This window comes from Amycolatopsis sp. DSM 110486 (assembly GCF_019468465.1).
In the GTDB taxonomy this organism is placed as follows: domain Bacteria; phylum Actinomycetota; class Actinomycetes; order Mycobacteriales; family Pseudonocardiaceae; genus Amycolatopsis.
This window is the reverse complement of record NZ_CP080519.1, coordinates 334397-358441: the sequence shown is the minus strand read 5'-3', so window position 1 is coordinate 358441 and position 24045 is coordinate 334397. Positions and strand designations below refer to the sequence as shown.

The 24045-nt window shown below is 71.3% G+C and carries 22 protein-coding genes; 13 read left to right on the top strand and 9 right to left on the bottom strand.

Features of this window, described 5'->3' with window-relative positions; genetic code table 11:
- Positions 1-21: 21 nt before the first annotated feature.
- Positions 22-1101: an IS630 family transposase gene (locus tag K1T34_RS01715; protein WP_220239988.1), complete on the top strand. Its 1080-nt coding sequence runs from the start codon at positions 22-24 to the stop codon at positions 1099-1101.
- 128 nt (positions 1102-1229) lie between these two features.
- Here the strand turns inward: K1T34_RS01715 and K1T34_RS01710 are convergent, their stop codons facing one another.
- Positions 1230-2798: a TROVE domain-containing protein gene (locus tag K1T34_RS01710; protein ID WP_220242548.1), complete on the bottom strand. Its 1569-nt coding sequence runs from the start codon at positions 2796-2798 to the stop codon at positions 1230-1232.
- A 547-nt stretch (positions 2799-3345) separates the two neighbouring features.
- The gene (locus tag K1T34_RS01705) at positions 3346-3525 is read right to left on the bottom strand and encodes a nuclear transport factor 2 family protein (protein WP_220242547.1); all 180 of its coding nucleotides are present in this window, start codon (positions 3523-3525) and stop codon (positions 3346-3348) included.
- A gap of 113 nt (positions 3526-3638) precedes the next feature.
- On the opposite strand from K1T34_RS01705, the gene K1T34_RS01700 reads away from it, so the two are divergent.
- Together K1T34_RS01700 and K1T34_RS01695 are read left to right on the top strand one after the other, a co-directional pair.
- On the top strand, positions 3639-4451 hold the full coding sequence (locus K1T34_RS01700) for a MerR family transcriptional regulator (protein WP_220242546.1): 813 nt from the start codon (positions 3639-3641) through the stop codon (positions 4449-4451).
- 35 nt (positions 4452-4486) lie between these two features.
- Positions 4487-7150: an AAA family ATPase gene (locus K1T34_RS01695; protein WP_370643604.1), complete on the top strand. Its 2664-nt coding sequence runs from the start codon at positions 4487-4489 to the stop codon at positions 7148-7150.
- Positions 7151-7205: 55 nt separating this feature from the next.
- Here the strand turns inward: K1T34_RS01695 and K1T34_RS01690 are convergent, their stop codons facing one another.
- The gene (locus K1T34_RS01690; protein WP_220242544.1) at positions 7206-8783 is read right to left on the bottom strand and encodes a tannase/feruloyl esterase family alpha/beta hydrolase; all 1578 of its coding nucleotides are present in this window, start codon (positions 8781-8783) and stop codon (positions 7206-7208) included.
- 151 nt (positions 8784-8934) lie between these two features.
- Between K1T34_RS01690 and K1T34_RS01685 the strand changes: the two genes are divergently transcribed.
- The 3 genes from K1T34_RS01685 (at position 8935) to K1T34_RS01675 (ending at position 10869) form a co-directional block, all read left to right on the top strand.
- A complete protein-coding gene (locus tag K1T34_RS01685; RefSeq protein WP_220242543.1) occupies positions 8935-9357 on the top strand; it encodes a hypothetical protein in 423 nt (140 codons plus the stop codon).
- A 118-nt stretch (positions 9358-9475) separates the two neighbouring features.
- A complete protein-coding gene (locus K1T34_RS01680; RefSeq protein WP_220242542.1) occupies positions 9476-9979 on the top strand; it encodes a carboxymuconolactone decarboxylase family protein in 504 nt (167 codons plus the stop codon).
- On the top strand, positions 9976-10869 hold the full coding sequence (locus K1T34_RS01675) for an amidohydrolase (RefSeq protein ID WP_220242541.1): 894 nt from the start codon (positions 9976-9978) through the stop codon (positions 10867-10869). Before K1T34_RS01680 ends, K1T34_RS01675 begins: the two co-directional genes overlap by 4 nt.
- Here the strand turns inward: K1T34_RS01675 and K1T34_RS01670 are convergent.
- Positions 10866-11636: an IclR family transcriptional regulator C-terminal domain-containing protein gene (locus K1T34_RS01670; protein WP_220242540.1), complete on the bottom strand. Its 771-nt coding sequence runs from the start codon at positions 11634-11636 to the stop codon at positions 10866-10868. The genes K1T34_RS01675 and K1T34_RS01670 overlap by 4 nt on opposite strands.
- 65 nt (positions 11637-11701) lie before the next feature.
- Here K1T34_RS01670 and K1T34_RS01665 point away from each other — a divergent pair, with 65 nt between their 5' ends.
- Positions 11702-12319, top strand: a complete 618-nt coding sequence (locus K1T34_RS01665) for a hypothetical protein (RefSeq protein WP_220242539.1) — start codon at positions 11702-11704, stop codon at positions 12317-12319.
- A gap of 4 nt (positions 12320-12323) precedes the next feature.
- On the opposite strand, the gene K1T34_RS01660 is transcribed toward K1T34_RS01665, so the two are convergent.
- A complete protein-coding gene (locus tag K1T34_RS01660) occupies positions 12324-12749 on the bottom strand; it encodes a nuclear transport factor 2 family protein (protein ID WP_220242538.1) in 426 nt (141 codons plus the stop codon).
- A complete protein-coding gene (locus K1T34_RS01655; protein ID WP_220242537.1) occupies positions 12746-14035 on the bottom strand; it encodes an MFS transporter in 1290 nt (429 codons plus the stop codon). The genes K1T34_RS01660 and K1T34_RS01655 overlap by 4 nt, the downstream gene beginning before the upstream one ends.
- A 287-nt stretch (positions 14036-14322) precedes the next feature.
- On the opposite strand from K1T34_RS01655, the gene K1T34_RS01650 reads away from it, so the two are divergent.
- The 6 genes from K1T34_RS01650 (at position 14323) to K1T34_RS01625 (ending at position 20192) form a co-directional block, all read left to right on the top strand.
- Positions 14323-15930 (top strand): MFS transporter, encoded by a 1608-nt coding sequence (locus K1T34_RS01650; protein ID WP_220242536.1) that lies wholly within the window; start codon positions 14323-14325, stop codon positions 15928-15930.
- A gap of 76 nt (positions 15931-16006) precedes the next feature.
- Positions 16007-16795: an IclR family transcriptional regulator gene (locus K1T34_RS01645; RefSeq protein WP_220242535.1), complete on the top strand. Its 789-nt coding sequence runs from the start codon at positions 16007-16009 to the stop codon at positions 16793-16795.
- A gap of 193 nt (positions 16796-16988) precedes the next feature.
- Positions 16989-17186, top strand: a complete 198-nt coding sequence (locus K1T34_RS01640) for a ferredoxin (RefSeq protein WP_220242534.1) — start codon at positions 16989-16991, stop codon at positions 17184-17186.
- Positions 17183-18391 (top strand): NAD(P)/FAD-dependent oxidoreductase, encoded by a 1209-nt coding sequence (locus K1T34_RS01635; RefSeq protein WP_220242533.1) that lies wholly within the window; start codon positions 17183-17185, stop codon positions 18389-18391. Before K1T34_RS01640 ends, K1T34_RS01635 begins: the two co-directional genes overlap by 4 nt.
- Positions 18392-18402: 11 nt before the next feature.
- Positions 18403-18789 carry a cupin domain-containing protein gene (locus tag K1T34_RS01630; RefSeq protein ID WP_220242532.1) on the top strand — a complete coding sequence of 129 codons (387 nt, stop codon included), beginning with the start codon at positions 18403-18405 and terminating at the stop codon, positions 18787-18789.
- An 83-nt stretch (positions 18790-18872) separates the two neighbouring features.
- Entirely contained in the window at positions 18873-20192 is a 1320-nt protein-coding gene (locus K1T34_RS01625; protein WP_220242531.1) for an MFS transporter, read from the top strand.
- Here K1T34_RS01625 and K1T34_RS01620 read toward each other — a convergent pair.
- Genes K1T34_RS01620 through K1T34_RS01610 form a run of 3 tightly spaced genes read right to left on the bottom strand, consistent with a single transcriptional unit; the run spans position 20133 to position 23974 of the window.
- On the bottom strand, positions 20133-21176 hold the full coding sequence (locus K1T34_RS01620) for a carbon-nitrogen hydrolase family protein (protein ID WP_220242530.1): 1044 nt from the start codon (positions 21174-21176) through the stop codon (positions 20133-20135). The genes K1T34_RS01625 and K1T34_RS01620 overlap by 60 nt on opposite strands.
- Before the next feature lie 3 nt (positions 21177-21179).
- Positions 21180-23543, bottom strand: coding sequence for an FAD-dependent monooxygenase (locus K1T34_RS01615; RefSeq protein WP_220242529.1), 2364 nt, complete (start codon positions 23541-23543; stop codon positions 21180-21182).
- Entirely contained in the window at positions 23543-23974 is a 432-nt protein-coding gene (locus tag K1T34_RS01610; protein ID WP_220242528.1) for a thioesterase family protein, read from the bottom strand. Before K1T34_RS01610 ends, K1T34_RS01615 begins: the two co-directional genes overlap by 1 nt.
- Between the last annotated feature and the right edge of the window lie 71 nt (positions 23975-24045).

Below are 24045 nucleotides of genomic sequence, written 5' to 3'. Positions count from 1 at the left end.
GGTGTTGAGAGAATCACAGTCATGTACGTGGCCTCGGCGTTGGAGTTGCGTGATGGTGATCGGGAACGGCTTCGGGCGGTGACCAGGTCCACGACGGCTTCGGCTGGGCTTGTCCAGCGGGCCAGGATCGTGTTGCTGGCCTCCGATGGTGTTCCCAATACTGAGATCGCTGCCCGAACCGGCTCGACGAGGCCGACGGTGCTCAAGTGGCGTGGCCGCTACGAGCACGCCGGAATCGTCGGCTTGGGTGACCTGCCGCGGCCAGGGCGGGCGCCGGAGATCGACGAGGTCTCCGTGCTAGCGGAAACCTTGGCAGACAAGGGGAAACCACCGGCAGAGTTGGGGGTGACGCACTGGTCGTCACGGCTGATGGCGACTCGGCTGGGAATCTCCTTCGCGACGGTGGCGCGGATCTGGCGGAAGTGGAACATTCAGCCCCATCGGATCGAGACATTCAAGTTCTCCACCGACCCCGAACTGGAGCCCAAGATCCGCGATGTCGTGGGTCTGTATCTCAACCCTCCGGCGAACGCGGTCGTGGTCAGCGTAGACGAGAAATCCCAAATCCAAGCCCTGGACCGGACCCAGCTGGCGTTGCCGCTGCGCCCGGGACTGCCCGAACGACAAACCCACGACTACGTCCGCCACGGCACCACCACCCTCTTCGCCGCGCTGGAGGTCGCCACCGGCAGGATCAGCGCCGACGCCTGCTATCCGCGCCACAGCAACGTCGAGTTCCTTGCCTTCCTCAAAAGAGTCGCCAAGGCCCACCCGCGGGTCAAGCTGCACATCGTGGTCGACAACTACGCCACCCACAAACACCCCGAGATCCAAAAGTGGCTGGACAAGAACACGCGGATCACCCTGCACTTCACGCCCACCAGCTGCTCCTGGCTGAACATGGTCGAAATCTTCTTCGGCATCATCACCCGCCAAGCCATCCGCCGCGGCACCTTCACCAGCGTCAGCAACCTCGAAACCGCCATCCGCGACTTCATCGACGCCTACAACGACCGCGCCAAACCCTTCACCTGGACCGCCACCGACGACGACATCATCACCAAAATCAACCGTAAAATTACTTCAGACACGCGACACTAGGTCCGCGCCCGCGCGTGTGACCGGTCCAATCGAGGGCCGATTTCCTGTACCAGTTGGCAAAAGGTCCCCGGCAGGCACACTGTCGCGATCGGACGGTGGTCACCGGAACCACCGTCCGATCGCGACGGTCAGAACGGCCAGTCGGCGTTGCGCCCGGCCTCCAGCAGCGGGATCATCCGGAAGGCCTGGTCGGTCAGGCCGCCGAACGTGTGCCGGTTGCGGCCGCCGCTGGGCGCGTGGCCACGCTCGTACCCGGCGAGGTTCCACGTGTACAGCGGGGTGGCCGCCGGCACGGACTGCCCGACGTCGCCGTGCGCGGCCTGCTCGTCGGTGATGATCACGACGCGGTCGTGGCCGCGCTCGTGCTTCCCCACGGCGAGGTGCGTGTCGGTGCCGTTGCCGAGAAAGTACCCGTCGGCGGTCCAGCGGTCCACCGACTTCAGCAGCGATTCCCGCTGCCGCAGCTGGAACTCGCGGGTGTCGCCGGAGAACGACACGACGTCGGCCTTCTCGCACCGCTGCCCGAGCGCGAGCCCGAACACCGCGGCCGCGTCCCACCGCTTCAGCGTGCCGTCCTTCGAGAACCGCGAGGTCATCGACCACGAGGTGTCCACCAGGATCAATGTGCGGCCCGGCAGCACCGGGACATTGGCGAGCGAGTGCGTGATCGCCTGTTCCAGCGCCCACGCCCACCGCAGCGACGGCGCCGCCCGGTAGGCCGAGAGGAACCGCATCGGCAGCTGCCGCGACCGCGCGACCTGCTCCGGTTCGGCGAGCCGCGTGGCGACGGCTTGCGCCACCTCGTCGGAAACCCCGGCCTGGTCGAAGTTGCGCAGGTTGCGCAGCAGCCCCATGTAACCCATCGACGGGATCATCGACTCCCACGCGGCCGCGGTCAGCGGCCCCTGGAGCCACCCGGCGAGCGACTCCCACGTCATCCCGGCGCGGCGCAGCGCCTCGGGCGCCGTGACGGACTCGACCAGCTCGCGCCGGCGCTCGATCGGCCAGGCCATCAGCTCCCGGTGCGCGCCGAGAGTCCGCAGCGCAGCGGGGATCTCACGGTCGGTGTGGAAGCGGACGTCGAGGACGTGCTCGAACAGCGCGTCCTGCCAGTCGACACGCGGGCCGGGGTGCGTCAGCCCGAGGACGTCGGCGAACCGGAACCCGCGCGCGTCGGAGTCCCACTTGAGGTAGGAGCTCTCGGTGTAGAGGCGCTGGGCGGCGTCGGCCACACCGCGCTTCACCGGCTTGGGCAGGGTGCGGCCGTGGACGCTCGTCCAGTAGGCCAGCAGCTCACCCGGCTCGTCCGCCCGCTGCAGCACGCTGTTCACGACCTGGCGCGAGAGGCCTTCGAGGCCGGCTTCCCGACGCGCCGCGGCGAACTCGGCCGCGCCGACGAGCGCCGCGGTGCGCAGGTTCGCCTCCCGGCGCAGCCACGCGAGGAAGCGCACCGTCCACTCGGGATCGGCCAGCGTCGCGGCGCGCACGAGTTCGGCGTAGCGGGTGTCGCGCTGCCCGGCGCTCTCGTAGAACGTGTGCTCCCCGACCAGGTTGGTCACGGCGAGCAGGAACAGCTCGCTCTTGGCATCGCGCGCGTAGCCGGCCCCGCCTTCGTACGTGCGCCCGCTCGCGACGGCCTCGCTGGAGATCGGCGAGCGGGCCGCCCGCAGTGCGCCGAGGATGTTGAACTTGGCCATGGGTCGACCCCCTCATGTTTGTGTGTTCGGTCGTGGGAGGGAGCAACAGTTTCAGGTGTGCCCGAGAAAAAGTCGGCCACGGTACGTTTAGCTGCTCTGCCGGATTGAGCTACACCCCGATGGGTCGGGGTGACGGGATTCGAACCCGCAACATGCCCGTTGATAGCGGAAGTAACCGTCACCTGCGCACCGGGCACACCTGAAATTGTTGCTCCCGAAGAAGCTTTCGGTCCGGTTCGGGTGTGCCCGAGAAAGATCGGCGACGGTGTACAGGAATCGAACCTGTGGGCACCAGTTGAAGTAACCGTTGCCTGCGCACCGGGCACACTCGAACCTTGACGGTTACTCTAGCCGCGCGGATCCCGTGGTGTCGCGGGGTTTTTCCGAGACCGGGTCAGGGTTCGATGACCAGCCGCGAGATCAGCCCGTTGGCGAGCGTGAAGCGGAAGTGCAGGTTGACCTGACCGCCGGGGAAGTCGCCTTCCAGGTGGTGCGTGGCGACGTAGTGTTCGTCGTCGACGCGCTCGGTGGCGATGAGCGTGCTGGTCTAGGTGTATTCGCTCGCGGCGCCCTCGAGCCAGGCGCGGATTTCGGCGGGACCGTGGTAGGTGTGGCCGTCGTCGGCGACGGTGGCGTCGGGCGTGAGGAGCGGCAGCGCACGGTCGGCGTCGCGGGTTTCGTGCGCGGTGAGGTAGCCGGTGACGGTCTGGGGCAGCGCGGTGGTCATGTGGGGCTCTCCTGGGTTCGACTCGGGATGACGACCCCACCGTCGGCCCTCTCCCGGGGAGAGAGTCAAACCCGAGTTGACCCTCTCCCCGGGAGAGGGTGCACAGTGGCCCCATGCGGTCAGGCCTGACGATCGGCGAGTTCGCCCAGCTCACGCGCTTGAGCGTGCGCACGCTGCGCCGCTATCACGAGGCGGGGCTGCTGGCGCCCGCGTCGGTCGACGACGCCACGGGCTACCGCTACTACGCGCGCGAGCAGATTCCGAACGCCCAGGTGATCCACCGGCTGCGCGAGCTCGACGTGCCGCTCGCCGAGGTGAAGCACATTCTGGCCACGAGTGACCCGCGAACGCGCGCCGACCTCATCGCCGGCCACCTGCAACGGCTGGAGGACCGGCTGGACCGCACGCGCGCGGCGGTCACGTCGTTGCGGCAGCTGCTGAAGCCGGACGTCGAGGAGCTCGCCGTCGAGCTGCGCTCGGTGCCCGCCCGGACCGTCGCGGCGATCGAGGCCACAGTGGACCTCGACGACGTGCTGGAGTGGTACGACGCGGCGATGTCCGAACTGGACGCCGCCGTGGCCGGACGCGAAGGCTTCGCGCCGCCGGGTGGGCTGTACGACAACGAGCTGTTCACCGCCGGGCGCGGTACGGCCCTGGTCTACCGGCCGGTTTCCGACGCACCGGCTGTCGGTCGCGTTGTGCCGCACACACTTCCGGCCATGGACCTCGCCGTGACAGTGCACGTCGGTGAGCACGACGACATCGACGTCACCTACGGCCGGCTGGGCAATTGGGTGGTGGCGCACGCGCTCGCCGTGGCCGGCCCCGTGCACGAGACTTACTTGTGCGGCCCGCGTGAGGACCCGGATCCGCGGTCGTGGCGCACGGAGATCGGCTGGCCGGTGTTCCGCGTTTCGCCGGCCTGAGAACACGCGTGTAGCGTCCGCCGGGGGAGGTGGCCGTGGACGGGGTTCTTCGGGGACGCGAGCGGGAATGCGGTGCGCTCGAGGAGCTGCTGCGTGACGTGTGCGCGGGGCGCAGCCGGGTGCTCGTGGTGCGCGGCGAGGCGGGCGTCGGGAAGACGGCGCTGCTCGATCACCTCGCGGGGCAGGCGCCGCCGTGCCGGGTCGTGCGGACGGTCGGGGTGCAGTCGGAGTCGGAGCTGTCCTTCTCGGGGCTGCAACGGCTGTGCGCGCCGCTGCTCGGACTGCTCGACCGGCTGCCGGGACCGCAGCGCGACGCGCTCGCGACGGCGTTCGGACTCGCCGCCGGGAGTCCGCCGGAGGGGTTGCTGATCGGGCTCGCGGTGCTGGGCCTGTTCGCAGAGGCGGCCGCGGAGCAGCCGCTGATGTGTGTGGTGGACGACGTGCAGTGGCTCGACCGCATGTCCGAGGTGATCCTGACGTTCGTGGCGCGGCGGCTCGACGCGGAGTCGGTCGCGCTCGTCTTCGGGGTGCGCCTGGACGACGCCGCGCTGGAGGGGTTGCCCCAGCTGCGCGTCGATGGACTCGCCGACGCGGACGCGCGGGCGCTGCTGGACCGGACGCTCGCCGGGCGGGTCGACGAGCGCGTGCGGGACCGGATCGTCGCCGAGACGCGCGGGAACCCGTTGGCGTTGCTGGAGCTTTGCCGGGACAGGACGCCCGAGGAGCTCGCGTTCGGGTTCGGGACGCGTGCCGCGGAGCCGGTGGTGAACCGGCTGGAGGAGGAGTTTTCGCGGCGGATTTCGGCGTTGCCTTCGGACACGCGGCGGCTGCTGCTGGCCGCGGCCGTGGAGCCGGTGGGGGATGTGACGTTGCTGTGGCGGGCGCTCGAACATCTTGGTGTCCAACCCGGTGCGGCAGCGCCTGCGGAGGCTGCGGGGCTGGTCGAGCTCGGCGCGCGGGTGCGATTCCGGCACCCACTGGTGCGCTCGGCCGCGTGGCGTTCGGCCGACGCGACGGAGCTGCGGGACGTGCACCGCGCGCTGGCCGAGGCCACCGACCCGGAGCAGCACTCCGACCGGCGGGCGTGGCACCGGGCGCACGCGACGGTGGGGCCGGACGAGACGGTCGCCGCCGAGCTGGAGCAGTCCGCCGACCGGGCGCTGGCCCGAGGCGGGCCGGCGGGGGCAGCGGCGTTTTTCGAGCGGGCCGCCGAGCTGACGCCGGACCCCAAGACGCGCGCGACGCGGGCGTTGGAGGCGGCGCGGGCTCGGTTCGCGTCGGGTGCGCCCATGCAGGTGCCGGAGTTGTTGTCGGCTGCCGAGCTGGGGCCGTTGGATCCGTTGCACCGCGCGGGGGTGGAGCGGTTGCGGGCGCAGGTGGCGTTCGCGGTGAACCGCGGGCGGGCGGCGGGGCCGCCGTTGCTGGCGGCCGCGCGCCGGCTCGAGGAGCTGGACCTCGCGGCGGCGCGGGAGACGTACTTACTGGCGGCGGGTGCGGCCGTGCACGCGGGGCGGCTCGGCGCAGAGTTCGGTGATCCGGCCGTGGCTGGCGGAAACGAACCGGCCGGTCTGTTTCTGGCCGGGCTTTCGGCGTGGCGTTCGGAGGGCTGCGCCGCGGCGCCCCTGCTGCGGGTCGCGTTGGCCGCGGCTGATCCGGGTCTGGTGTGGCTCGCGGCGCCGGTCGCGATCGAGCTGTGGGACGACGTCACTTGGGACAGCCTGACCTCGCGCGCGCTCGGATTCGCGCGTGAGACCGGGTCGCTGGCGCTGCTGCCGTCCGCTTTGGTCCTTCGCGCCGGGGCGGTGTTGCGGGCGGGGCTCTTTTCCGAGGCGGCCGGCCTGGTCGCGGAAGCCGAAGCGTTCGGCGAAGCCACGGGTCTTCTCGCAGCTCCGTCGGCGGCGCTCGACCTGGCCGCACACCGCGGCCGCGAGCAGCCGGCGCTGGAGCGCATCGCGGCGACCGAGAAGGCGGCCGCGGTGAGTGGGGAGGGCCGGCTGCTCGCGGAGGCCTGGTACGCGAAAGCCGTGCTGTACAACGGACTCGGCCAGTATTCGGCCGCGCTGGAGGCCGCGCGGCGCGTGGTCGAGTACGACGATCTCGGCGTGCACAACCGGGCGCTCGTGGAGCTGGTGGAGGCGGCCGCTCACGCCGGTGACGCTGGTGTGGCTGCCTCGGCTCGGGAACGTCTCGCCCCGTTGACCGCCGCGGCGGACACGGCTTGGGCCCACGGCGCGCAGTCCCTCGCCGAAGCCCTGGCCGGGCCGCGCCAGCAGGCCGAAAACCACTACCGCGCCGCCGTCGAGCACCTGTCGACCGGCCGCCTCGACGTCCCCCTCGCCCGCGCGCGCCTCCTTCACGGCGAATGGCTGCGCCGCGAAAACCGGCGCAGCGAAGCCCGCGTCCCCCTGCGCGCCGCGCACGACGCCTTCACCGCCATGGGCGCCGAGGCCTTCGCCGCCCGCACCGGCCGCGAACTCGCCGCCACCGGCGAGACGGTCCGCAAACGCACCTCGGGCTCGTGGGACGAACTCACCCCCCAGGAGACGCAGATCGCCCGCCTCGCCCTGGCCGGCCGCACGAACCCCGAGATCGCGGCCGCCCTGTTCCTCAGCCCGCGCACGGTGGAGTGGTACTTGCGGAAGGTGTTCACGAAGCTGGGCATCACGTCGCGGCGGGAGCTGGGTGGGGTGTTGAACTGAAGGCGGTCCCGGCCCTCCGAGGAGAGCCGGGACCGGGCGGAAGGAAGAAAACCCGTCAGCTACAACGGTAATTCGCAGCCGAGGCGGGGTTGCCGTGGCCGGTGTAGTGGGCGAGTTTCGGGTAGCGGCACAGGTTGCGGGTCGCGAGGGTGGTGCCGTCCGTGGTCTTGACGGCGGCGGCCAGGGTGTCCGGGGCCTGGCCGTGCTCGACCCACTTCACCAGGGCGCCCAGGGCGTCCGTGGGCTGGGCGCCGGGGCCGCCGCCGCAGTGGGTGACGCCGGGGGCGAGGAAGAGGCGGTAGAACTGGTCGACGCGGGAGTTGCCGCCCATGAGCCGGTTGACGCGTTCGCGATAGTCGGCCGTGCCCTGGGTGGGGACGAGCTCGTCGGACTGGCCTTGCCAGCTCAGCAGCTTGCCGCCGGCGTGGGCGAAGGCCGAGAGGTCCGGGTCGTCGCTGCCGATGACGTCGTGGAACTTCTGCTGGGACTCGCGGAACAGCTGTGCGAAGGAGCTGTACGTGAGCTTCGTGGTGTCGAACGTCGGGTCCTGCTTCACGAAGTACTTGACCCAGCTGTCGGCGACGAAGAACGGCATGCCGGCCTGCGCGTGTCCGCTGAAGGGTGCGCCGATGTTGGACTCGTACCAGAGCTGCTGCCCGGACGGCGAGACCGGCCCGGCCCAGATCTTGCGCACGACCTCGGCCGTCGCGGCGGAGATGGTGAGCTCCTTGCCCTCGCACAGCACCTTCGTGCCGATCAGTTTGCGCGGGTCCCAGTGGCAGGCCTGCGGGTTGCCGATCACGCCGTCCTTGACGCCGTCGAGCGTGTCGCACGCCGCGACCGCCGCGGTGTTGAACGCCTCCAGTTCGCACTGCGTCGGCTGCGTCTTCTCCTCGTTGAACACGACCTGCGGCCACAGCGAGGCCACGGCGAAGCGGTCCCAGTTGATGGCCGGCGCGTCGGCCAGGATGCCCTGGAAGTCCTTTGGGTAGTCCTGGGCCTCGACGTACCCCTGCCTTCCACCGGTCGAGCAGCCGTTCCAGTACGCGTAGCTCACAGGCTTGCCGTAGAAGCGGTTCGCCACGTCCTTGCCGACCACGGCCAGGTCGTGCAGCGAGCGCGACGAGAAGTCCTCCAGCAGCGCCGGCGTCTCCGGCTTCAGGGCCCAGCCGCTGACGTCGAGCGGGTCGGAACCCACGCCGGCGTCGGTCGCGGCGGCGACGTAGCCGTCCTTGACGGCGGCGACCAGCGGGCTGCCGAAGTCTCCGGCGAGGTACGCGCTGCCGCCGGTGGCCTGGAACCGGCCCGACCACTTCGCGCGGTCGCGGGGCAGCGAGATCTTCACGGCGACGTGGTCACCGGCGCCCGGGTGCGTGAGGGTGACGGTGACGTCGCACCAGGCCGGCACGTCCGTCAGCGTCGTCGGTGCGGGGTGCAGCGGGGGAGCGGCCGGGAACGTGACGGTGCCGCCCTCGTGGGCGGTCGCGGTCACCGCCTCGACCTGGGCGCCGGGTGGCGCGGACACGGGCATGGCCGCACACGTGGTGGCCGGGGCACCGGGAGCGGCACTGGCGCCCGGCACCAGCACGGCCGCGAGCGGCAGCACGGCCGCCAGCAGGATCAGTCGTCTCATGCCGCTCACCCTCGCGTGACCAGGCCACCGGTGGAGCCAGGGAGACACCCTGGGGTGCACCCTGGCCCGGGTGCCGACCCGTGTCTCACCCTGGGGTGACGAGGCCGGCCCCGCGGCGACGATGACGTCACCACCTCCGAAGGGAAACACCGTGCCCGTCATCCGCTTCCACCTCGACTCCGCCCTCACCCCGGCCGCCGCGCTCGCCGTGCTCACCGACTTCGGCCCCGCCCGCGCCGAGCACTGGCCCTCGATCGACGCCGAGCACTTCGAGGTCCACGCCCTCGGCGCCACCTGGGCCGAAGTGACGGAAGGGACCAGCGCGGCGTGGGAACGCGCGCGCTACGAATGGGACGCCACGAGCGTCACCGTCACCACACTCGACTCCAAGCTCTTCGGCCCCGGCGGCGGCTGGGTCTTCCGGCTGCGGCCGGCCGGCGAAGGCACCCGCGTCGACGTCGAGCTCACCCGCACCCCGTCGACGCCGAAGGGCAAGATCCTCGCGACGCTCCTGCGGGTGGTCGGGCCGCCGAGCCTGCGCAAATCGTTCAGCGGACCACTCCAGACGCGGTGAACGTGGCGTCGATCTCGTCCCGGTGCGGCCTTCGCGGGTTGACCGGTCCCCTCGGCACTGGCCATACTCGTTCGTCAGACGTTCAAGTGTACGTCTGACGAACACAAGGAGATCGCACATGGCCAGGCTGGACTACGCGGACGAGAGCGGCGAAGTCGCCGACCGCATCCGCGCGCGCCGTGGGGGGCGCCTGACCCCGCTCGATCGCATGCTGTTGCACAGCCCGCCTTTCGCCGACGGCTGGAACAGCCTGCTCGGCGCGATCCGCAAGCAGGGCGTCCTCCCCGCGACGGTGCGGGAGCTGGCGATCCTGCGGGTCGCCGAGCTCAACGGCGCCGAGTACGAGTGGACCGCCCACGCCCTCGTCGCCGCGGAGGCCGGTCTGCCGGCCGAGGAGATCGAGGCTTTGCGCGAGGGCGCCGACCTGAGCGTCCTGGACGAGCGGCAGCTGGCGGTGCTGGCCTACACCGACGCGATGACGAAGCAGGTCGCCGTGCCGGACGAGGTGTTCCTGGCTCTGCAGAAGCACTTCGCGGAGCAGGAGATCGTCGAGCTGACGGTGACCGTGGGCGCGTACAACCTCGTGTCGCGGTTCCTGGTCGCGCTGGAGGTCGGCCAGTGACGGACCCGCGCAACCCGGGCCCGCACCCCCACCCGCACGCGCCGCGAATCCCGTTGCCCGCCAACAGTTGTGACGCGCACTGCCACGTCTTCGGCCCGACGGCGAAGTTCCCGTACGCCGAGGGCCGGTCCTACACGCCGCCGGCGTCGCCGAAGGAAGACCTGCGGGCGCTGCACCGGCTGCTCGGGATCGACCGCGCGGTGCTCGTGCAGCCCGCGTGCCACGGCACCGACCACGCCGCGCTCCTCGACGCGCTGGAGACTTCCGGCGGCCGCTACCGCGGCGTGGCGCTGATCCGGCCGGACACGTCCGCGGCGGAGGTGAAGCGGCTGCACGAGGCGGGGGTCCGCGGCGCGCGCCTGAACTTCACCCCGCACCTCGGCCCGGCACCGGCGCGCGACGAGATCGATCGCGTTCTCGAGCTCATCCGGCCCCACGGCTGGCACCTCGCGCTGCACGTGGCCGGTGCCGGTATCGCCGAGCACGCGGACCTGGTGCGGTCGCTGGGGGTGCGGGTGGTGATCGACCACCTCGCGCGGGTCGACCTGCGCGAGGGTCTCGACAGCGCGGCCGTGCGGGCATTGCTGGACCTGCTGGCGACCGGGACCGTGTGGGTCAAGCTGAGCGGCACGGACCGCATCGCGACCGCGCCGCCGAGCCTCGCGGATTCCGCCGCACTGGCCCGGCTCCTGGCCACGCGGGCGCCGGACCGCGTCCTGTGGGGCACGGACTTCCCGCACCCGAACACCACCGGGTTCGTCCCCGACGACGGCGATCTCGTCGACCTGATCGCCGAGATCGCGCCGGACGCGGCCGCCCGCGAACGGCTGCTCGTGACGAATCCCGCGGAGTGCTTCGACTTCCCGGACGCCGGCTCGCCGGAGGTCTAGTGCAGACCCTCGATGTCCTTGGTGATCGCGTCGGCCGTTTCCAGCAGCCGGGGCACGAACCGCTTGCGCAGCTCGGCCTGCGACACGCGGGCCGCGTTGACCGACACGTTGAGCGCGGCCAGCGTCCGCCCGCCCGCTCCGCGCACGGGCGCCGCCGCCGAGCGCACGCCTTCTTCCCGTTCCCCGTCGACCACGGCGAACCCCGCTTCGGCGACCTCGTGCAGCTCGGCCCACAGCCGCGCGGGATCGGTGATGGTGTGGCGCGTGAGCTTTTCCAGGTGCACACTGTCCAGATAGGATCGCAGGTCCGCCTCGGGCAGTGCCGCGAGCAGGACCCGGCCCATCGACGTGGGGTAGGCGGGCAGGCGCGAGCCGACATTGAGCGTGATGGACATCGACCGCGACGCCGGGACCCGGGCCACGTACACGATTTCGGGACCGTCCAAGGTGGCCATCGAGCACGACTCCCGCAGCTCGTCGGCCAGCTCGCGCATGTGCGGCTGGGCGTGCTCCCAGAACGGCAGGGCGGCGAGGTAGCCGTAGCCCAGGCGCAGCACCCGGGCGGTGAGGCGGAAGTGGCGGTCGTCGGCCTCCGCGAACCCCAGGCGCTCCAGCGTGAGCAGGATGCGGCGGGCCGTGGCGCGGGTGAACCCGGTGGCCGCGGCGGCGTCGCTGACGGTCATCGCGGCGCGCTCGGCGGAAAAGACCTGCAGCAACCGGAACGCCTTCTCCACCGAGTCGATGACGTCGGGGTCTTCTCTCGACACTGCCGTCCCTTTCCCTGGTTGCTGCCTGACGAGAACGGTACCCGAGCGAGGGCGAGGAGTGACGGATGACGGACGGGCTGCTCTGCGTGCTTTCCGAACCGGGCGCGGTCGGCGAGGACGAGTTCCACGACTGGTACGACGGTGAGCACGCGCCGGCGCGGGTCGCCGTGCCCGGTGTGCGCAGCGGCTACCGGTACCGGGCGATCGACGGCGCCACGCCGTCGTGGCTCGCGTGGTACGAGCTCGACCTCGCCTCGCTGGCGTCCGCGGAGTACGCGGCCGTGCGCCGGCGCAGCCCGCGTGAGCAGTCGGTGGTCGAACGCCTCGAGACGCTCGACCGGCGCGTGTACGAGCTGACCGCCGAGTACGGCGAACAGACCGGCCCGGCACCGGTGCTCGTCGCGGTCGCGCTGACCGGCGACGAGGCGGCGCTGGACGAGTGGTACCGCGAAGAGCACGTGCCACTGCTGCTGGAGCTGCCGGGCTGGCACCGCATCCGGCGCTATCGGCGCGTCGAGGGAGCGGGGCCGGATCTGCTGGCGCTGCACGAGATCTCCGGCGTGGAGCTGTTCGACGAGCCGGGGTACCGGCACGCGACCGGTACCCCGTGGCGCGACCGCGTGATGGCGACGGTGACGGCGCGGGAGCGGCGGGTCTTCCGTTACCACAACACCGCCCGCTGACCGGTCACGTCGGATTCAGGCCGGACTCGCCGGTGATGTCGTGCGCGAGCTTCCGGTGTTCGAACAGCCAGCCGGCTCCGGTCCTGACCACGCGGTCGGTGTAGGTGCCGGCCACTGCGATCGCAGGGCCCGCGCTCGTGTCGCGCACGACGAGGAAGTTCGACCGCACGGTGGCCCGATCGTCGCCGTCGAACCGGATGACGATGTTCGTCGTGAGGTGCTTGCGTCGCGTGCCAGGCCCGGGCGGCGGCACGAGGGCGCTCATGAGCTCTTCGACGGCGGCGGGCCCGGTTGCCGTGCCGTTGCGCGACTCCCACGTGCCGGTTTCGGTGAACAGGAGGGAGAACTCCGCGAGTTCGTAGCCGTCGAGCAGGAAGCAGTAGGTGGCCAGCAGTTCGCGGATGTCGTCCTTGGCCGTCGCGTCGGTCATGGGGCCACCAGCTCGTTCGTGACGGCCCGGCGGGCGGCGATCGGGGTGCGCGTCATCGTCATGGTCAGCACGGCGCCGACGACGAGGAGCACGCCGGCGACGACGAACGCCGTGCCGTAGCCGCCGGACCACGCGATCACGTAGCCGGTCGCAATGGGCGCGAGCACGCCGAACCCGTTGCCGCCCACCATGAGGATCCCGTTTGCTCGCCCGGTGTCCGCCGGGTCGGCGAGCAAGTCGTTGAGCAGTGCGATGTTGAGGCCCACCGCACTGCCGATGCTGGTGAGCGACAAGGAGAACAGCGCCAGGATCACCGCGGCGTTGGTGACGAACGGCGTGAGCAGGATGCACGAGGAGACCAGCATCGTCACGGTGACCATCACGCGGCGGCGGCCCGAACCGGCCGGACGGCCGCGCAGCAGGCGGTCGCTGAGCCAGCCGACGAACATGGTCCCGGGCACGGCCACGGCGTACGGCACGGCGGTGTAGAGGCCGGACTTCAGGACGGTGAGCCCGTGGGTCGCCTGCAGGTAGCTCGGCAGCCAGGTCAGGAACATGTAGACGGTGTACACGGCGCAGCCCTGCGCCACGAACATCCCCCACATCGTGCGCGAGCGCAGCAACGTGCCGAGGGACGAACCGCCGTGACCGGGCCGGTCCGGGTCGCCGCGTTCGGTGAGGATCTTCGTGCGCTCGGCCTCGCCGATGAAGCGGGCCTGCTCGGGTCGCTTGTAGACGAAGATCCATGCCAGCAGCACGAGCACGCCGAGGATCGCGCCGAAGTAGAACCCGCTTCGCCAGCCGAACTGGCCGACCAGGAACCCGACGACGACCGAGCCGATCGCGGGGCCGGCGTACCCGCCGGCGTTGAACACGGTGGTGGCCAGCCCGCGCTCGCGGGTCGGGATCCACTCGCGGATGGCGGCCGCGCCGGCCGGGTACGTCGACGCCTCGCCCACGCCCATGACGAGCCGGAAGGCGAACAGCGACCCGAATCCGCCCGACACCCCGGTCAGGAGCGTCGCGACCGTCCACAGTGCCAGCCCGGAAACCGTCGACGGTTTGGTGCCGATCTTGTCGGTGAGGATTCCCCACGGCAGCACGAAGACCAGGTAGCTCCACAGGAAAGCCGAAAGCAGCAGTCCCAGCTCCGGCGCCGAGAGCCCGAGCTCTTGTGAGATGGGCTTCGCGGCCACGGAGAGGATGACGCGGTCGACGTAGTTGACCGTGACCGCACCCAGAAGCAGCAGGTAGACGAGCACGCGCCCGGTTCTCAGGGTTCTCAAGGTGGGTTCCCTTCCGCGCTGACGGGACCACGGCCGGCGTCTCCGGCCACGGGGGAGGTGCTCCGGACCGAAGAGTGTGCGACCGACGAACACATGGACGTCTGACGAACATACGTCCGACGAAGAGATAGTGGGACACGGTCACCGTGATGTCAATCCCGGAACGCGAGCCGGCCCCGTGGCCGGTTCTCGCGACCACGGCGGACGGCCGCCGTGCCGGGACCGGCGCCGTAGGATCACCCCGCGCACAGACATCCGGTCCGCGCGCCCGGCTCGAGGAGTCGCCGTTGTCGGCCGCACCGTCCGCCCCCGCGTCGTCCACGTGGGCGCCACTGCGCCGGCACGTGTTCCGTGCGCTGTGGTTCGCGCAGCTGGGCTCGAACGTCGGCAGCTGGATGCAGTCGGTCGGTGCGCAGTGGACGGTCGTGCACCAGCCCGACGCCGCCACGCTGACCTCGATCGTGCAAGCCGCGAGCCTGATCCCGGTGCTGTTCGTGTCGTTGCCGGCGGGCGTACTGGCCGACGTGCTCGACCGGCGGAGGATCATCGCAGTGCTCACGGCGGTGATGGTTGTGATCACGGGGATCCTGGCGGTGCTGAGCAGCCAGGGCCTCGTGACACCGGCGACGCTGATCACGATCACGCTGCTGCTCGGCGTGTGCCAGGCGCTGATGAGCCCGGCCTGGCAGGCGATCCAGCCCGAGCTGGTGCCGCGCGAGGAACTGCCGTCGGCGGCGGCGCTGGGCAGTCTCAACGTCAACATCGCGCGCGCGATCGGGCCGGCGCTCGCCGGGTTCGTGCTGGCGCTGACGGGGCCGGCGGTGGTGTTCGGCATCAACGCGGTGTCGGACCTGCTGATCCTGGGCGCCGTGCTGATGTGGCGGCGCACGAGCGCCGAGTCCGCCGGCCCGGCGGAACCCTTGCTGCCCGCCTTGCGCGCCGGAATCCGGTATGTGCGGTACGCGCCCGGTGTCCGCCGGATCCTGGTGCGCGCCTTGGTGTTCGTGCTGCCCGCGTCGGCGTTGTGGGGGCTGCTGCCGGTCGTGGCCGCTGACCGGCTCGGTCTCGGTTCCGGCGGCTACGGCGTGCTGCTCGGCGCCCTCGGCCTCGGCGCGGTGGGCGGCGCCGTGCTGATGCGGCCGATGCGCGCGAGGTTCGGCCGCAACACGCTGCTGGGGGCCGCCACCATCGCCTACGCGGTCGGGGTGTTCGCCGCCGCGCTGCTGCCGAGCGCGGCGGTGGTCGCGGTCCTGCTCGTGCCGGGCGGCGCCGGCTGGCTGGCGGGACTGTCCACTTTGAACACCACGCTGCAGCTCGCGCTGCCCGGCTGGGTCCGCGCGCGGGCGCTGGCGGTGTACCTGATGATCTTCCTGGGCGGCCAGGGCGTCGGCGCGCTGATCTGGGGCCTGGTCGCCGCCGGCCTGGGCGCCGCGACGACGCTCGCCATCTCCGGTGTGCTGCTGGTGCTGGGCGCGGCGTCGCTGTTCGTGCTCCCCATCCACGCGCGCACGGGCGAGCTGGACCGCACGATCGTCACGCCGTGGCCGGAACCGGAGATCGCCGTGCTCACCGGCGACGAGGAAACCCTCGACCCCACGGCGGGACCCGTGCTGGTCGAGGTCGCCTACCACGTCCCGGCCGAGAGCTCGGCCGAGTTCCTGGCCCTGCTCACCCGCGTGGGCGTCTCACGCCAGCGCACGGGCGCCCGCCGGTGGAGCGCCTACCGCGACCTGAGCGTGCCCGACCGCTACGTCGAGGTCTTCGAGGTCGCGACCTGGGCCGAGCACCTGCGCCAGCACCACGAACGCATCACCGGCGAGGACGCCGGGCTGTACCGGGAAGTGGCTGGGTTCTCGGTGGAACCGCCGTCGACCCGGCACCTGCTGGCGAACTGACGTCCGGAGAGTCCTTCGACACCCGGACAACCGGGAGATTCGCGGCGCCCGCGCCGAGCGGAATACAGTCCTCCGCATGAGCAGAAGCGAGGGCGTGGCGGGCGTCAACCCGCCGCAGTACCCGATCGAATCCGTCGACAACGCGCTCAAGCTGCTGCTGCTGTTCGGCGAGCGGTCGGAGGTGCGGCTGGCGGAGGTGAGCGAGTACCTCGGCGTCGCCTCGTCCACAGCGCACCGGCTGATGGCGATGCTGCTCTACCGCGGGTTCGTGCGGCAGAACCCGGCCACGAAAACCTACGAGCCGGGTACGGCGCTGACCGGCGTGGCGTTCTCGATCCTCGAGCGGTTCGACTTCCGCCAGGTGCTGCGGCCCTACCTCGAACGCCTCAACGCCGAGCTGCGCGAGACCGTGCACCTCGGCGTGCTCGACGGCACGAGCGTGCGGTTCGTCGACGCGATCGAGAGCCCGCAAGCGGTCCGGGTCGCGTCGCGGCTGGGCAGCTCGCTGCCGGCGAGCTCGACGTCGTCGGGCAAGGCGATGCTGGCCGGCCTCAGCACCGATCAGCTGCGGGTGCTCTACCCGGACGAGCGGATCAGCGGGCTCACCGACCGCAGCATCCGCACCCGCGGTGACCTCGAAGCCGAGCTCGGGCGGGTGCGCGAGCTCGGCTACGCCACCAGTGCCGAGGAGAGCGAGGCCGGGGTGTCGTCGGTGGCGGTCGCCTTCCCGGTGACGGTGGGGGCCGGCCGGATCTCGTTCAACGTCGCCGTGCCCGCGAGCCGCATGCCCGAGTCGCAGCAGCTCGTCGTCGCGACGGCACTCCAGGCGATCGTGCGGGAGGCGACGCCGCTGCTGCACAGCTGAGCCCCGTCTTTTCCGAACGGCGGTGACCTGGGTGAAATGCCCAGGTCGCCGCCGTTTTTTTGCGCCCTGGGCGCGGCCGGCCGGCCTCACCTGACCGAGGGAGAGCCGACGTCGGGTGTTGTCATTCTGCTGTGCAGAAGACTACTCTTTCTATTGCGGTCGTCACAGAGGCGACATAGAAGAGGAGGACGGGATGGCCATCGTTCACGCGGATCGGGGGAAGTGCCGGGGCTGGGCCAACTGTGTGGCCGGCGCCGACGACGTGTTCGACATCGACGACGACGGAGTCGTCACACTGCTGCGCGAGGCCATCGGACCGGACGAGGTCGGGCGCGTCGGCGAGGTCGCGCGCCGGTGCCCAGAGGCGGCGCTGGCGGTGGACGGGGCATGAGGCCGCGCACGGTCGTCGTCGGTGCGTCCGTCGCCGGGGTGCGCGTGGCCCAGGCGCTGCGGTCGCACGGCTACGAGGGCCGCGTCGTGCTGGTCGGCCGGGAGGACGAGCTCCCGTACGACAAACCGCCGCTGTCCAAGGGGGTGCTCGCCGGCTCGACCGCGCTCGACGACGTCCGGCTGCTCACCGAACGCGAAGCGGCCGACGCGGAGATCGAGCTCGAGCTCGGGCAGGTCGCGACCCGGCTCGACCTGCTCGGTTCCCGCGTGCACCTGGCCGACGGGTCGGCCCTCGGCTTCGACGACCTCGTGATCGCCACCGGCGCGAGCGCGCGGCCCGCCGGCTGGGAGCACCTCGAAGGCGTCCACTCGCTGCGCACGGCCGCAGACACCCTGGCGCTGCGGGAAGGCCTCGGCCGCGGCGGCCCGGTGGTCGTGATCGGCGGCGGCTTCATCGGCTCGGAGGTCGCGGCCACCGCGAACCGGCTCGGCCTGTCCGACGTGACCGTGCTCGACGCCACCCCGGCGTTGCTGTCCCGCGCGGTGCCGGAAGTGTTCGGCGACCGGCTCGCGGACCTGCACCGGCGGCACGGAGTGCGGGTGCGGCTCGGCGCCCGCGTCGCGACGGTGGAGCGGATCCGCGGCCGGCTGCGGATCCGGCTCGGCGACGGGTCCGAAGTGGACGCCGCCACCGTGGTCGTCGGCATCGGCGCCGTGCCGGACGACGCGTGGGTGACCGGCACCGGGCTGAAGGTCGACGACGGCGTCGTCTGCGACCCGTTCGGCCGCGCCGCACCGCACGTGTTCGCGGTCGGCGACGTCTCCCGCTGGCAGACCGCCCGCCACGGCCGAGCGGTGCGGTTCGAACACTGGACCAACGCGGTCGAACAGGCCGCGTGCGTCGCGCACACCCTCGTGCACCCGGGTGATCCCCGCGCGCACAAACCCGCCGAATACGTCTGGACCGACCAGTACGACTGGAAGGTGCAGCTCGTCGGCGATCCCCGGGCCGGCACCGAAACCCTGCTGTTCGAACGCTCCGGCGACGCGTTCGCGATGGTCTTCGGCGCCGCCGGCCGGCCGGCGGGCGCCGTGGTCGTCAACTGGCCGAAAGCACTCGTCGGCTGCCGGCGCGCCCTGGCGGCCGGGAAGCCATTCGCCGAGCTCTGTGAAGAACTCCAGCACCTGTCCGCGAAGACCCAGTGAAAGGAGCCGCCGTGAACTACGTCCTCAACCCGAGCGACATCGCCTGGCACCGCCTCGAGAAGCCCGGGTTCCCCGGCATCGGGTTCCAGTTCAGCGAAAGCGTGGTCGACGACGACTACACGTCCGTCTACAGTGTCCAGCTCTCGAAGATCGGGCCGGGCGGGAAGTCGAAGCTGCACCGCGACCCGTACAACCACGCCTTCTACGTCACCGCCGGCACCGGTTCGGTCCGCATCGGCAAGGACAGCTGGGACGTGGAGCCGGGCAGCGTCGTGAAGATCCCCGCCGGGCTGCCGCACGGGTTTTCCAACACCGGCGACGTGGACCTCGAGTTCGTCGTGATCTACGACCCGCCCTACGTCGCCGGCACCGACCCGGTCAAGGAGCTCGAAAGCTGATTCGCGACCGGGCACCCGGCCTCGGCCGGGTGCCCCTCGTTTCCCCCGTCCCCTTTGCGCCCATGCGACCCACCGGAGTGTCCATGTCCCGCACCGCCGCGGCTTCCACGCTGCGCAGATCCGTCCTCGTCAGCCTCGCCGGCTCCGCCATCGAGTGGTACGACTTCTTCGTCTACGCCTCGGCGACCGCGCTCGTGTTCGGCAAGCTTTTCTTCCCGGCGAGTGATCCGCTCGCCGGCACCCTCCTCGCGTTCAGCACCTTCGCGGTCGGCTTCGTCGTCCGGCCCGTGGGCGCCGCGCTGTTCGGCCACTTCGGCGACCGCGTCGGCCGCAAACCCGCTCTCGTCACGGCGATGCTCATCATGGGGCTCGCCACCACCGCGGTCGGGCTCGTGCCGCCGTACGCGTCGATCGGCGCGGCCGCACCGGTTCTTCTCGTGGTGCTCCGGCTGGTGCAGGGCCTCGCGCTCGGCGGTCAGTGGGGCGGCGCCGTGCTGCTCGTGACCGAGAACGCGCCGCCGGGCCGGCGCGGGTTCTACGGCAGTTTCGCGCAGCTCGGTGTGCCGATCGCGTTGATCCTCGCGAACGTCGTGTTCCTCGTGGCCTCCACGGCGTTGCCCGAGGACGCCTTCCTCACCTGGGGCTGGCGGATTCCCTTCTTGCTCAGCGTTCTCCTCGTCGGGGTCGCGTTGTACGCGCAGAGCCGGGTCGCGGAACACGCGCCCGCCGCACCCCGCGGCGGCGGCCGCGCGCCACTGGTCGAGCTCCTGCGCCGCTACCCGCGCCAGATCGTGCTCGCGGCCGGCGCGACGATGGTCGGTGGCACCAGCTACTACCTGCTGGCGGTGTACCTCGTCTCCTACGCCACCGACCACCTGCACCAGCCGCGCGGCACCGTCCTCATCGCAGTACTGGTCTCGGCCGTCGTGTGCGTGGTCGCGATGCCGGCGTTCGCCGCGTGGTCCGACGTGGTCGGCCGGCGGCGGATCTTCCTGGCCGGCGCGGTTCTCTTCGCGCTGTGGGCGTTCCCGCTCATCCGGCTCGTCGAGACGGGCGCACCCGTGCTCGTCGGGCTCGGACTCGTGGTCGGCCAGGTGTTCTTCGCGATGACCTACGGCCCGGCGCCCGCCCTGTTCGCCGAGCTGTTCGGCGAACGCGTCCGCTACACCGGCATCTCACTCGGCTACCAGATCGGCTCCGTGCTCGGCGGTGCGTTCGCCCCGATCATCGCGACCGCTCTGCTGGCCGGCACGAACTGGTCGGGCTCCATCGCGCTGTACGCGATCGCCGTCTGCGGGATCTCCTTCGTCGCGGTGTGGTTCGCGCCGGACCGGCCGGCCGGCTCACGCGCTGCGCGCCGCGCTCTCGTCCGGGTCCCAGGGGCCGAGGACGGGTCCCGCTGAGGCGAACCCCTCGCCGCCCGGCCGGTCGCCGAACACGACCGGCCGGCGCGGCGTGGTGTCGTGGTGCAGCTGAAAGACGTCGAAGCGGTTGTAGGAACCGACGATGTCGTGCATCTGCTTGGGCTGGATGCAGCGAGCCAGGTCGATTTCCGCGTAGACGATGCCCTCTTCGTCGATGAGTGGTTCGACGACGGGGTTGCCGTCGGGACCGAAGATGCCGGACAGCGCGCTGTTCGGGCGGCGCATGAGCTCGGCGATGCCCGCGTCGTCGCCGGCGGCGATCTCGATCATCTCGTCGGTGATGGTGGAGCAGGCGACCACGGAGAACAGCTTGCCTTCGAAGGCGTGCGCGGCGCTGCGGACGGCGATCGCCTGGGCCATGTCGTAGTCCGCGGGGGCGACGGGCAGGGAGATGTAGCTGGCGACGTGGACCAGTTCTCCTTGCGCCAGCAGGGAGAACCGCGCGAGCGTGTTCGTGTTCTCGCCGCACGCCAGCGCGCCGAGCGGGCCGACGGCGGAGTCGAGCACGCGCACGGTGCTGCCGTCGCCGCCGCCCCAGGTGAGTTTCTCGGCCCACGTGGGCACGAGCTTGCGGTGGACGTTGAGGACCGAACCGTCGGGGCCGATCGTGACGACGCTGTTGTAGATCAGCCCGAGGCTGTGGCGGCTGCGTTCGTTGACGCCGATGACCACCGTGGTCTTCGTCGACGCGGCGGCCGCGCGCAGGGCGTCGAGGTGCGGGCCGGGGATGTCGATGGCGGTGCGGTAGAGGCGCTCGTACCACGGCGAGCCCTGCACCGGGTTCATCGTCCAGTTCCAGTACGGGTAGCCGGGCACGAAGACCTCGGGGAACGCGATGAGGGAGGCGCCGTGCGAAGCGGCTTCGGTGATGAGCGAGACGGCCTTGGCGACCGTCGCGGCGGTGTCGAGGTACACGGGCGCGGCCTGCACTGCGGCGGCGGTGAAGCGGGGGAAGTCTTCCACGGCTCAGAGGCTCCTGTTCGGGGTTCCGGCGGGTACCGGGGTCCAGCGCGAACGGGCCGGCGAGGGTTCGTCCGCGCGGAGGGTGAGCAACGGCCGGGCGCGGCCGCCGCTTGGCGGTTTGGCCTCGCCGCCGGCCTGGATGGGCGGCCAGTACGCGCCGGGCCCGGAGTAACCGAGCTCGGCCGCCGCGTGCAGCGCCCACGACGGGTCATGCAGCTGCGCCCGGCCGATGCCGACGAGGTCCGCGCGGCCGGCGAGCACGATCGAGTTCGCGTCGTCGCAGGTGGAGATGCCGCCGACGGCGATCGCCGGGACGCCGACGTCGGCGCGGATCCGTTCGGCGAACGGCGTCTGGTAGCTGCGGCCGTACGCCGGCTGTTCGTGCGCGACGACCTCGCCGCTGGACACGTCGATCGCGTCCACCCCGCGTTCGGCCAGCGCGGCGGCGATCCGCACGCTGTCCTCGATCGTCGTGCCGCCCTCGGCCCAGTCGACGGCCGAGAGCCGCACGAGCAGCGGCTTGTAGTGCGGCCAGACGGCGTGCACCGCGGCCACGACGGCGAGCGGGAAGCGCAGGCGGTTCTCCAGGGTCCCGCCATAGCCGTCGGTGCGGTGGTTCGTGAGCGGCGACAGGAACGTCGAGAGCAGGAATCCGTGTCCGGCCTGCAGTTCGAGGACGTCGAAGCCCGCCTCGTCGGCCCGGCGCGCGGCCGCGGCGAAGTCCTCGATCAACGCCTGCAGCTCGGTTTCCGTGAGCTCGTGCGGCACAGGCAGGTCGCCGTACGCGAGGGCCGAGGGGGCGACGGTCCGCCAGCCGTTGGCGGCCAGCGCCGGGCCCAGCGGTGCCGCGTCGGGCACGGTCGTGGAGCCCTTGCGCCCGGAATGGCTGAGCTGCACGCCGATCAGGGCGCCGGTGTGCGCGTGCACGGCGTTGGTGATGCGGCGCCATGCCGTGGCCTGCTCGTCGGTGTACAGGCCGGGGCACGCGGGGGTGACGCGGCCGTGCGCGGTCACGGCGGTCATCCCGGTGAGCACCAGCCCGGCGCCGCCGAGGGCTTTGCCCGAAAGATGCAGTAGCTCCGCTTCGCCGGGGATCCCGTCGACCGCGCTGTACGTCGCGATCGGCGCGGCGACGATGCGGTTGCGCAGGTGCCGGCCCGCCAGGACGAGCGGCTGGAACAGCGGGGGCGTGCCGTCGTCGCGGCCGCCGGGGCTATGAGTGCTGAACCAGCGGTCGACGGAGCGGATGTAGGCGGGGTCGCGCAGGCGCAGGTTGTCGTAGGTGACGCGGCGGCTGCGCGTGAGGAGGTTGAACGCGAACTGCGGCGGCGCCTGGCCCACGACGTGGTCGATCGTCTCGAACCACTCGAGGCTTGCCTGCGCCGCGCGCTGCGTGGACTCGACGACGGGCCGCCGTTCGGTCTCGTAGTGCTCCAGCGCCGCGGCGAGGTCGCCGGGCGTGGCCTCCAGCGCGGCGGCGAGGGCCAGCGCGTCCTCCATGGCCAGCTTGGTGCCCGAGCCGATGGAGAAGTGCGCGGTGTGGGCGGCGTCGCCGAGCAGCACGACGTTGCCGTGGCGCCACGTTTTGTTGCGCACGGTGGTGAAGCGCAGCCACTTCGAGTTGTTGGTGAGCAGTTCCGCGTCGCCGAGGAAACCGCGCAGCAGTTCACGGCAGCGCTCGACGCTCGCTGTGTCGCTGACGCCGGGACCGAAGGCGCCGTCGGTGAACCCGGCGGCGCGCCAGGTCTGGTCGTTCAGCTCGACGATGAACGTGCTGCGGTCGGCGCTGAAGGGGTAGGCGTGCACCTGCACCGGGCCGAACTCGGTCTCCTCGACCAGGAACGTGAACGCCTCCAGCACGCGGTCGGTGGCCAGCCACATGTAGTGGCACTGGCGCACGTCGAGCGAGGGGCGGAAGACCTGCTCGAAGCGTTTGCGGATGGCGGAGTTCACGCCGTCGGCCGCGATCACGAGGTCGTAGTCGGCGGTGAGCTGCTCGACGTCGGGTGCCTCGGTGCGGAACCGGACGTCGACGCCGAGGTCGTGGCAGCGCCGCTGCAGGATCTCCAGCAAGCGTTTGCGCGCGATGGCGGCGAAGCCGTGACCGCTCGAAGTCTGCGTCGTGCCGCGGTAGTGCACGTCGATGTCACTCCACCGGGCGAACTCCCGCTCCATCGAGGAGAACACGGTGGGGTCGGCGTTGGTGATGCCTTCGAGCGTCTCGTCGGAGAAGACGACGCCGAAGCCGAACGTGTCGTCGGCGGCGTTGCGTTCCCAGACGGTGACCTCGCGGCTCGGGTCGAGCTGCTTGGCGAGCGCGGCGAAGTAGAGCCCGCCGGGCCCGCCGCCCACGATGGCGATCCTCATCACGCCGGCACCTCCTTCTTGAGCGCGGTCCGCACGGCGTCGGGCCACGGCGTGGCAGCCGGCTTGTCGGGTTCGGCGTGGACCACGACGACGGAACCGTCGGCGGCGATCCCGTTCGGGCCGTGGACCTCGAAGGCGAACGTGAGTGACGTACGCCCGAGTTGCGCAACGCGGAACGTGATGCGCACCGGGTCGCCGAACCACAGCCGGCCCCGGTAGTTCACCTCGTGGCGTACACGCGGGGTGCGGCCGAACAGCCACGCGAGGTCCTTGCCCCGCAACAGGTCTGCTTCGGCCTCTTCGGCCCAGCGCAGGACCACGGAGTTGTGCTGGTGGCCCGACGCATCGGTGTCGTGCCATTCGACCCGCCGCTCGATCGTGGTCTCGAGACCGGCGAGCGGGGGAGAACCCGCGGAAGGGGATGTCGGCATGAGTTTTCCTCCTGGCGCCCTTGACATCACGAACGGTATAGCTGAACTATGACTGTCGTCAAGAAAACGAC

Bases quoted from the DNA above. Each gene is read 5' to 3' on its own strand.
- K1T34_RS01715 (WP_220239988.1), top strand. From the start codon at position 22: ATGTACGTGGCCTCGGCGTTGGAGTTGCGTGATGGTGATCGGGAACGG.
- K1T34_RS01710 (WP_220242548.1), bottom strand. From the start codon at position 2,798: ATGGCCAAGTTCAACATCCTCGGCGCACTGCGGGCGGCCCGCTCGCCG.
- K1T34_RS01705 (WP_220242547.1), bottom strand. From the start codon at position 3,525: ATGACCACCGCGCTGCCCCAGACCGTCACCGGCTACCTCACCGCGCAC.
- K1T34_RS01700 (WP_220242546.1), top strand. From the start codon at position 3,639: ATGCGGTCAGGCCTGACGATCGGCGAGTTCGCCCAGCTCACGCGCTTG.
- K1T34_RS01690 (WP_220242544.1), bottom strand. From the start codon at position 8,783: ATGAGACGACTGATCCTGCTGGCGGCCGTGCTGCCGCTCGCGGCCGTG.
- K1T34_RS01680 (WP_220242542.1), top strand. From the start codon at position 9,476: ATGGCCAGGCTGGACTACGCGGACGAGAGCGGCGAAGTCGCCGACCGC.
- K1T34_RS01665 (WP_220242539.1), top strand. From the start codon at position 11,702: ATGACGGACGGGCTGCTCTGCGTGCTTTCCGAACCGGGCGCGGTCGGC.
- K1T34_RS01660 (WP_220242538.1), bottom strand. From the start codon at position 12,749: ATGACCGACGCGACGGCCAAGGACGACATCCGCGAACTGCTGGCCACC.
- K1T34_RS01645 (WP_220242535.1), top strand. From the start codon at position 16,007: ATGAGCAGAAGCGAGGGCGTGGCGGGCGTCAACCCGCCGCAGTACCCG.
- K1T34_RS01640 (WP_220242534.1), top strand. From the start codon at position 16,989: ATGGCCATCGTTCACGCGGATCGGGGGAAGTGCCGGGGCTGGGCCAAC.
- K1T34_RS01635 (WP_220242533.1), top strand. From the start codon at position 17,183: ATGAGGCCGCGCACGGTCGTCGTCGGTGCGTCCGTCGCCGGGGTGCGC.
- K1T34_RS01625 (WP_220242531.1), top strand. From the start codon at position 18,873: ATGTCCCGCACCGCCGCGGCTTCCACGCTGCGCAGATCCGTCCTCGTC.
- K1T34_RS01615 (WP_220242529.1), bottom strand. From the start codon at position 23,543: ATGAGGATCGCCATCGTGGGCGGCGGGCCCGGCGGGCTCTACTTCGCC.
- K1T34_RS01610 (WP_220242528.1), bottom strand. From the start codon at position 23,974: ATGCCGACATCCCCTTCCGCGGGTTCTCCCCCGCTCGCCGGTCTCGAG.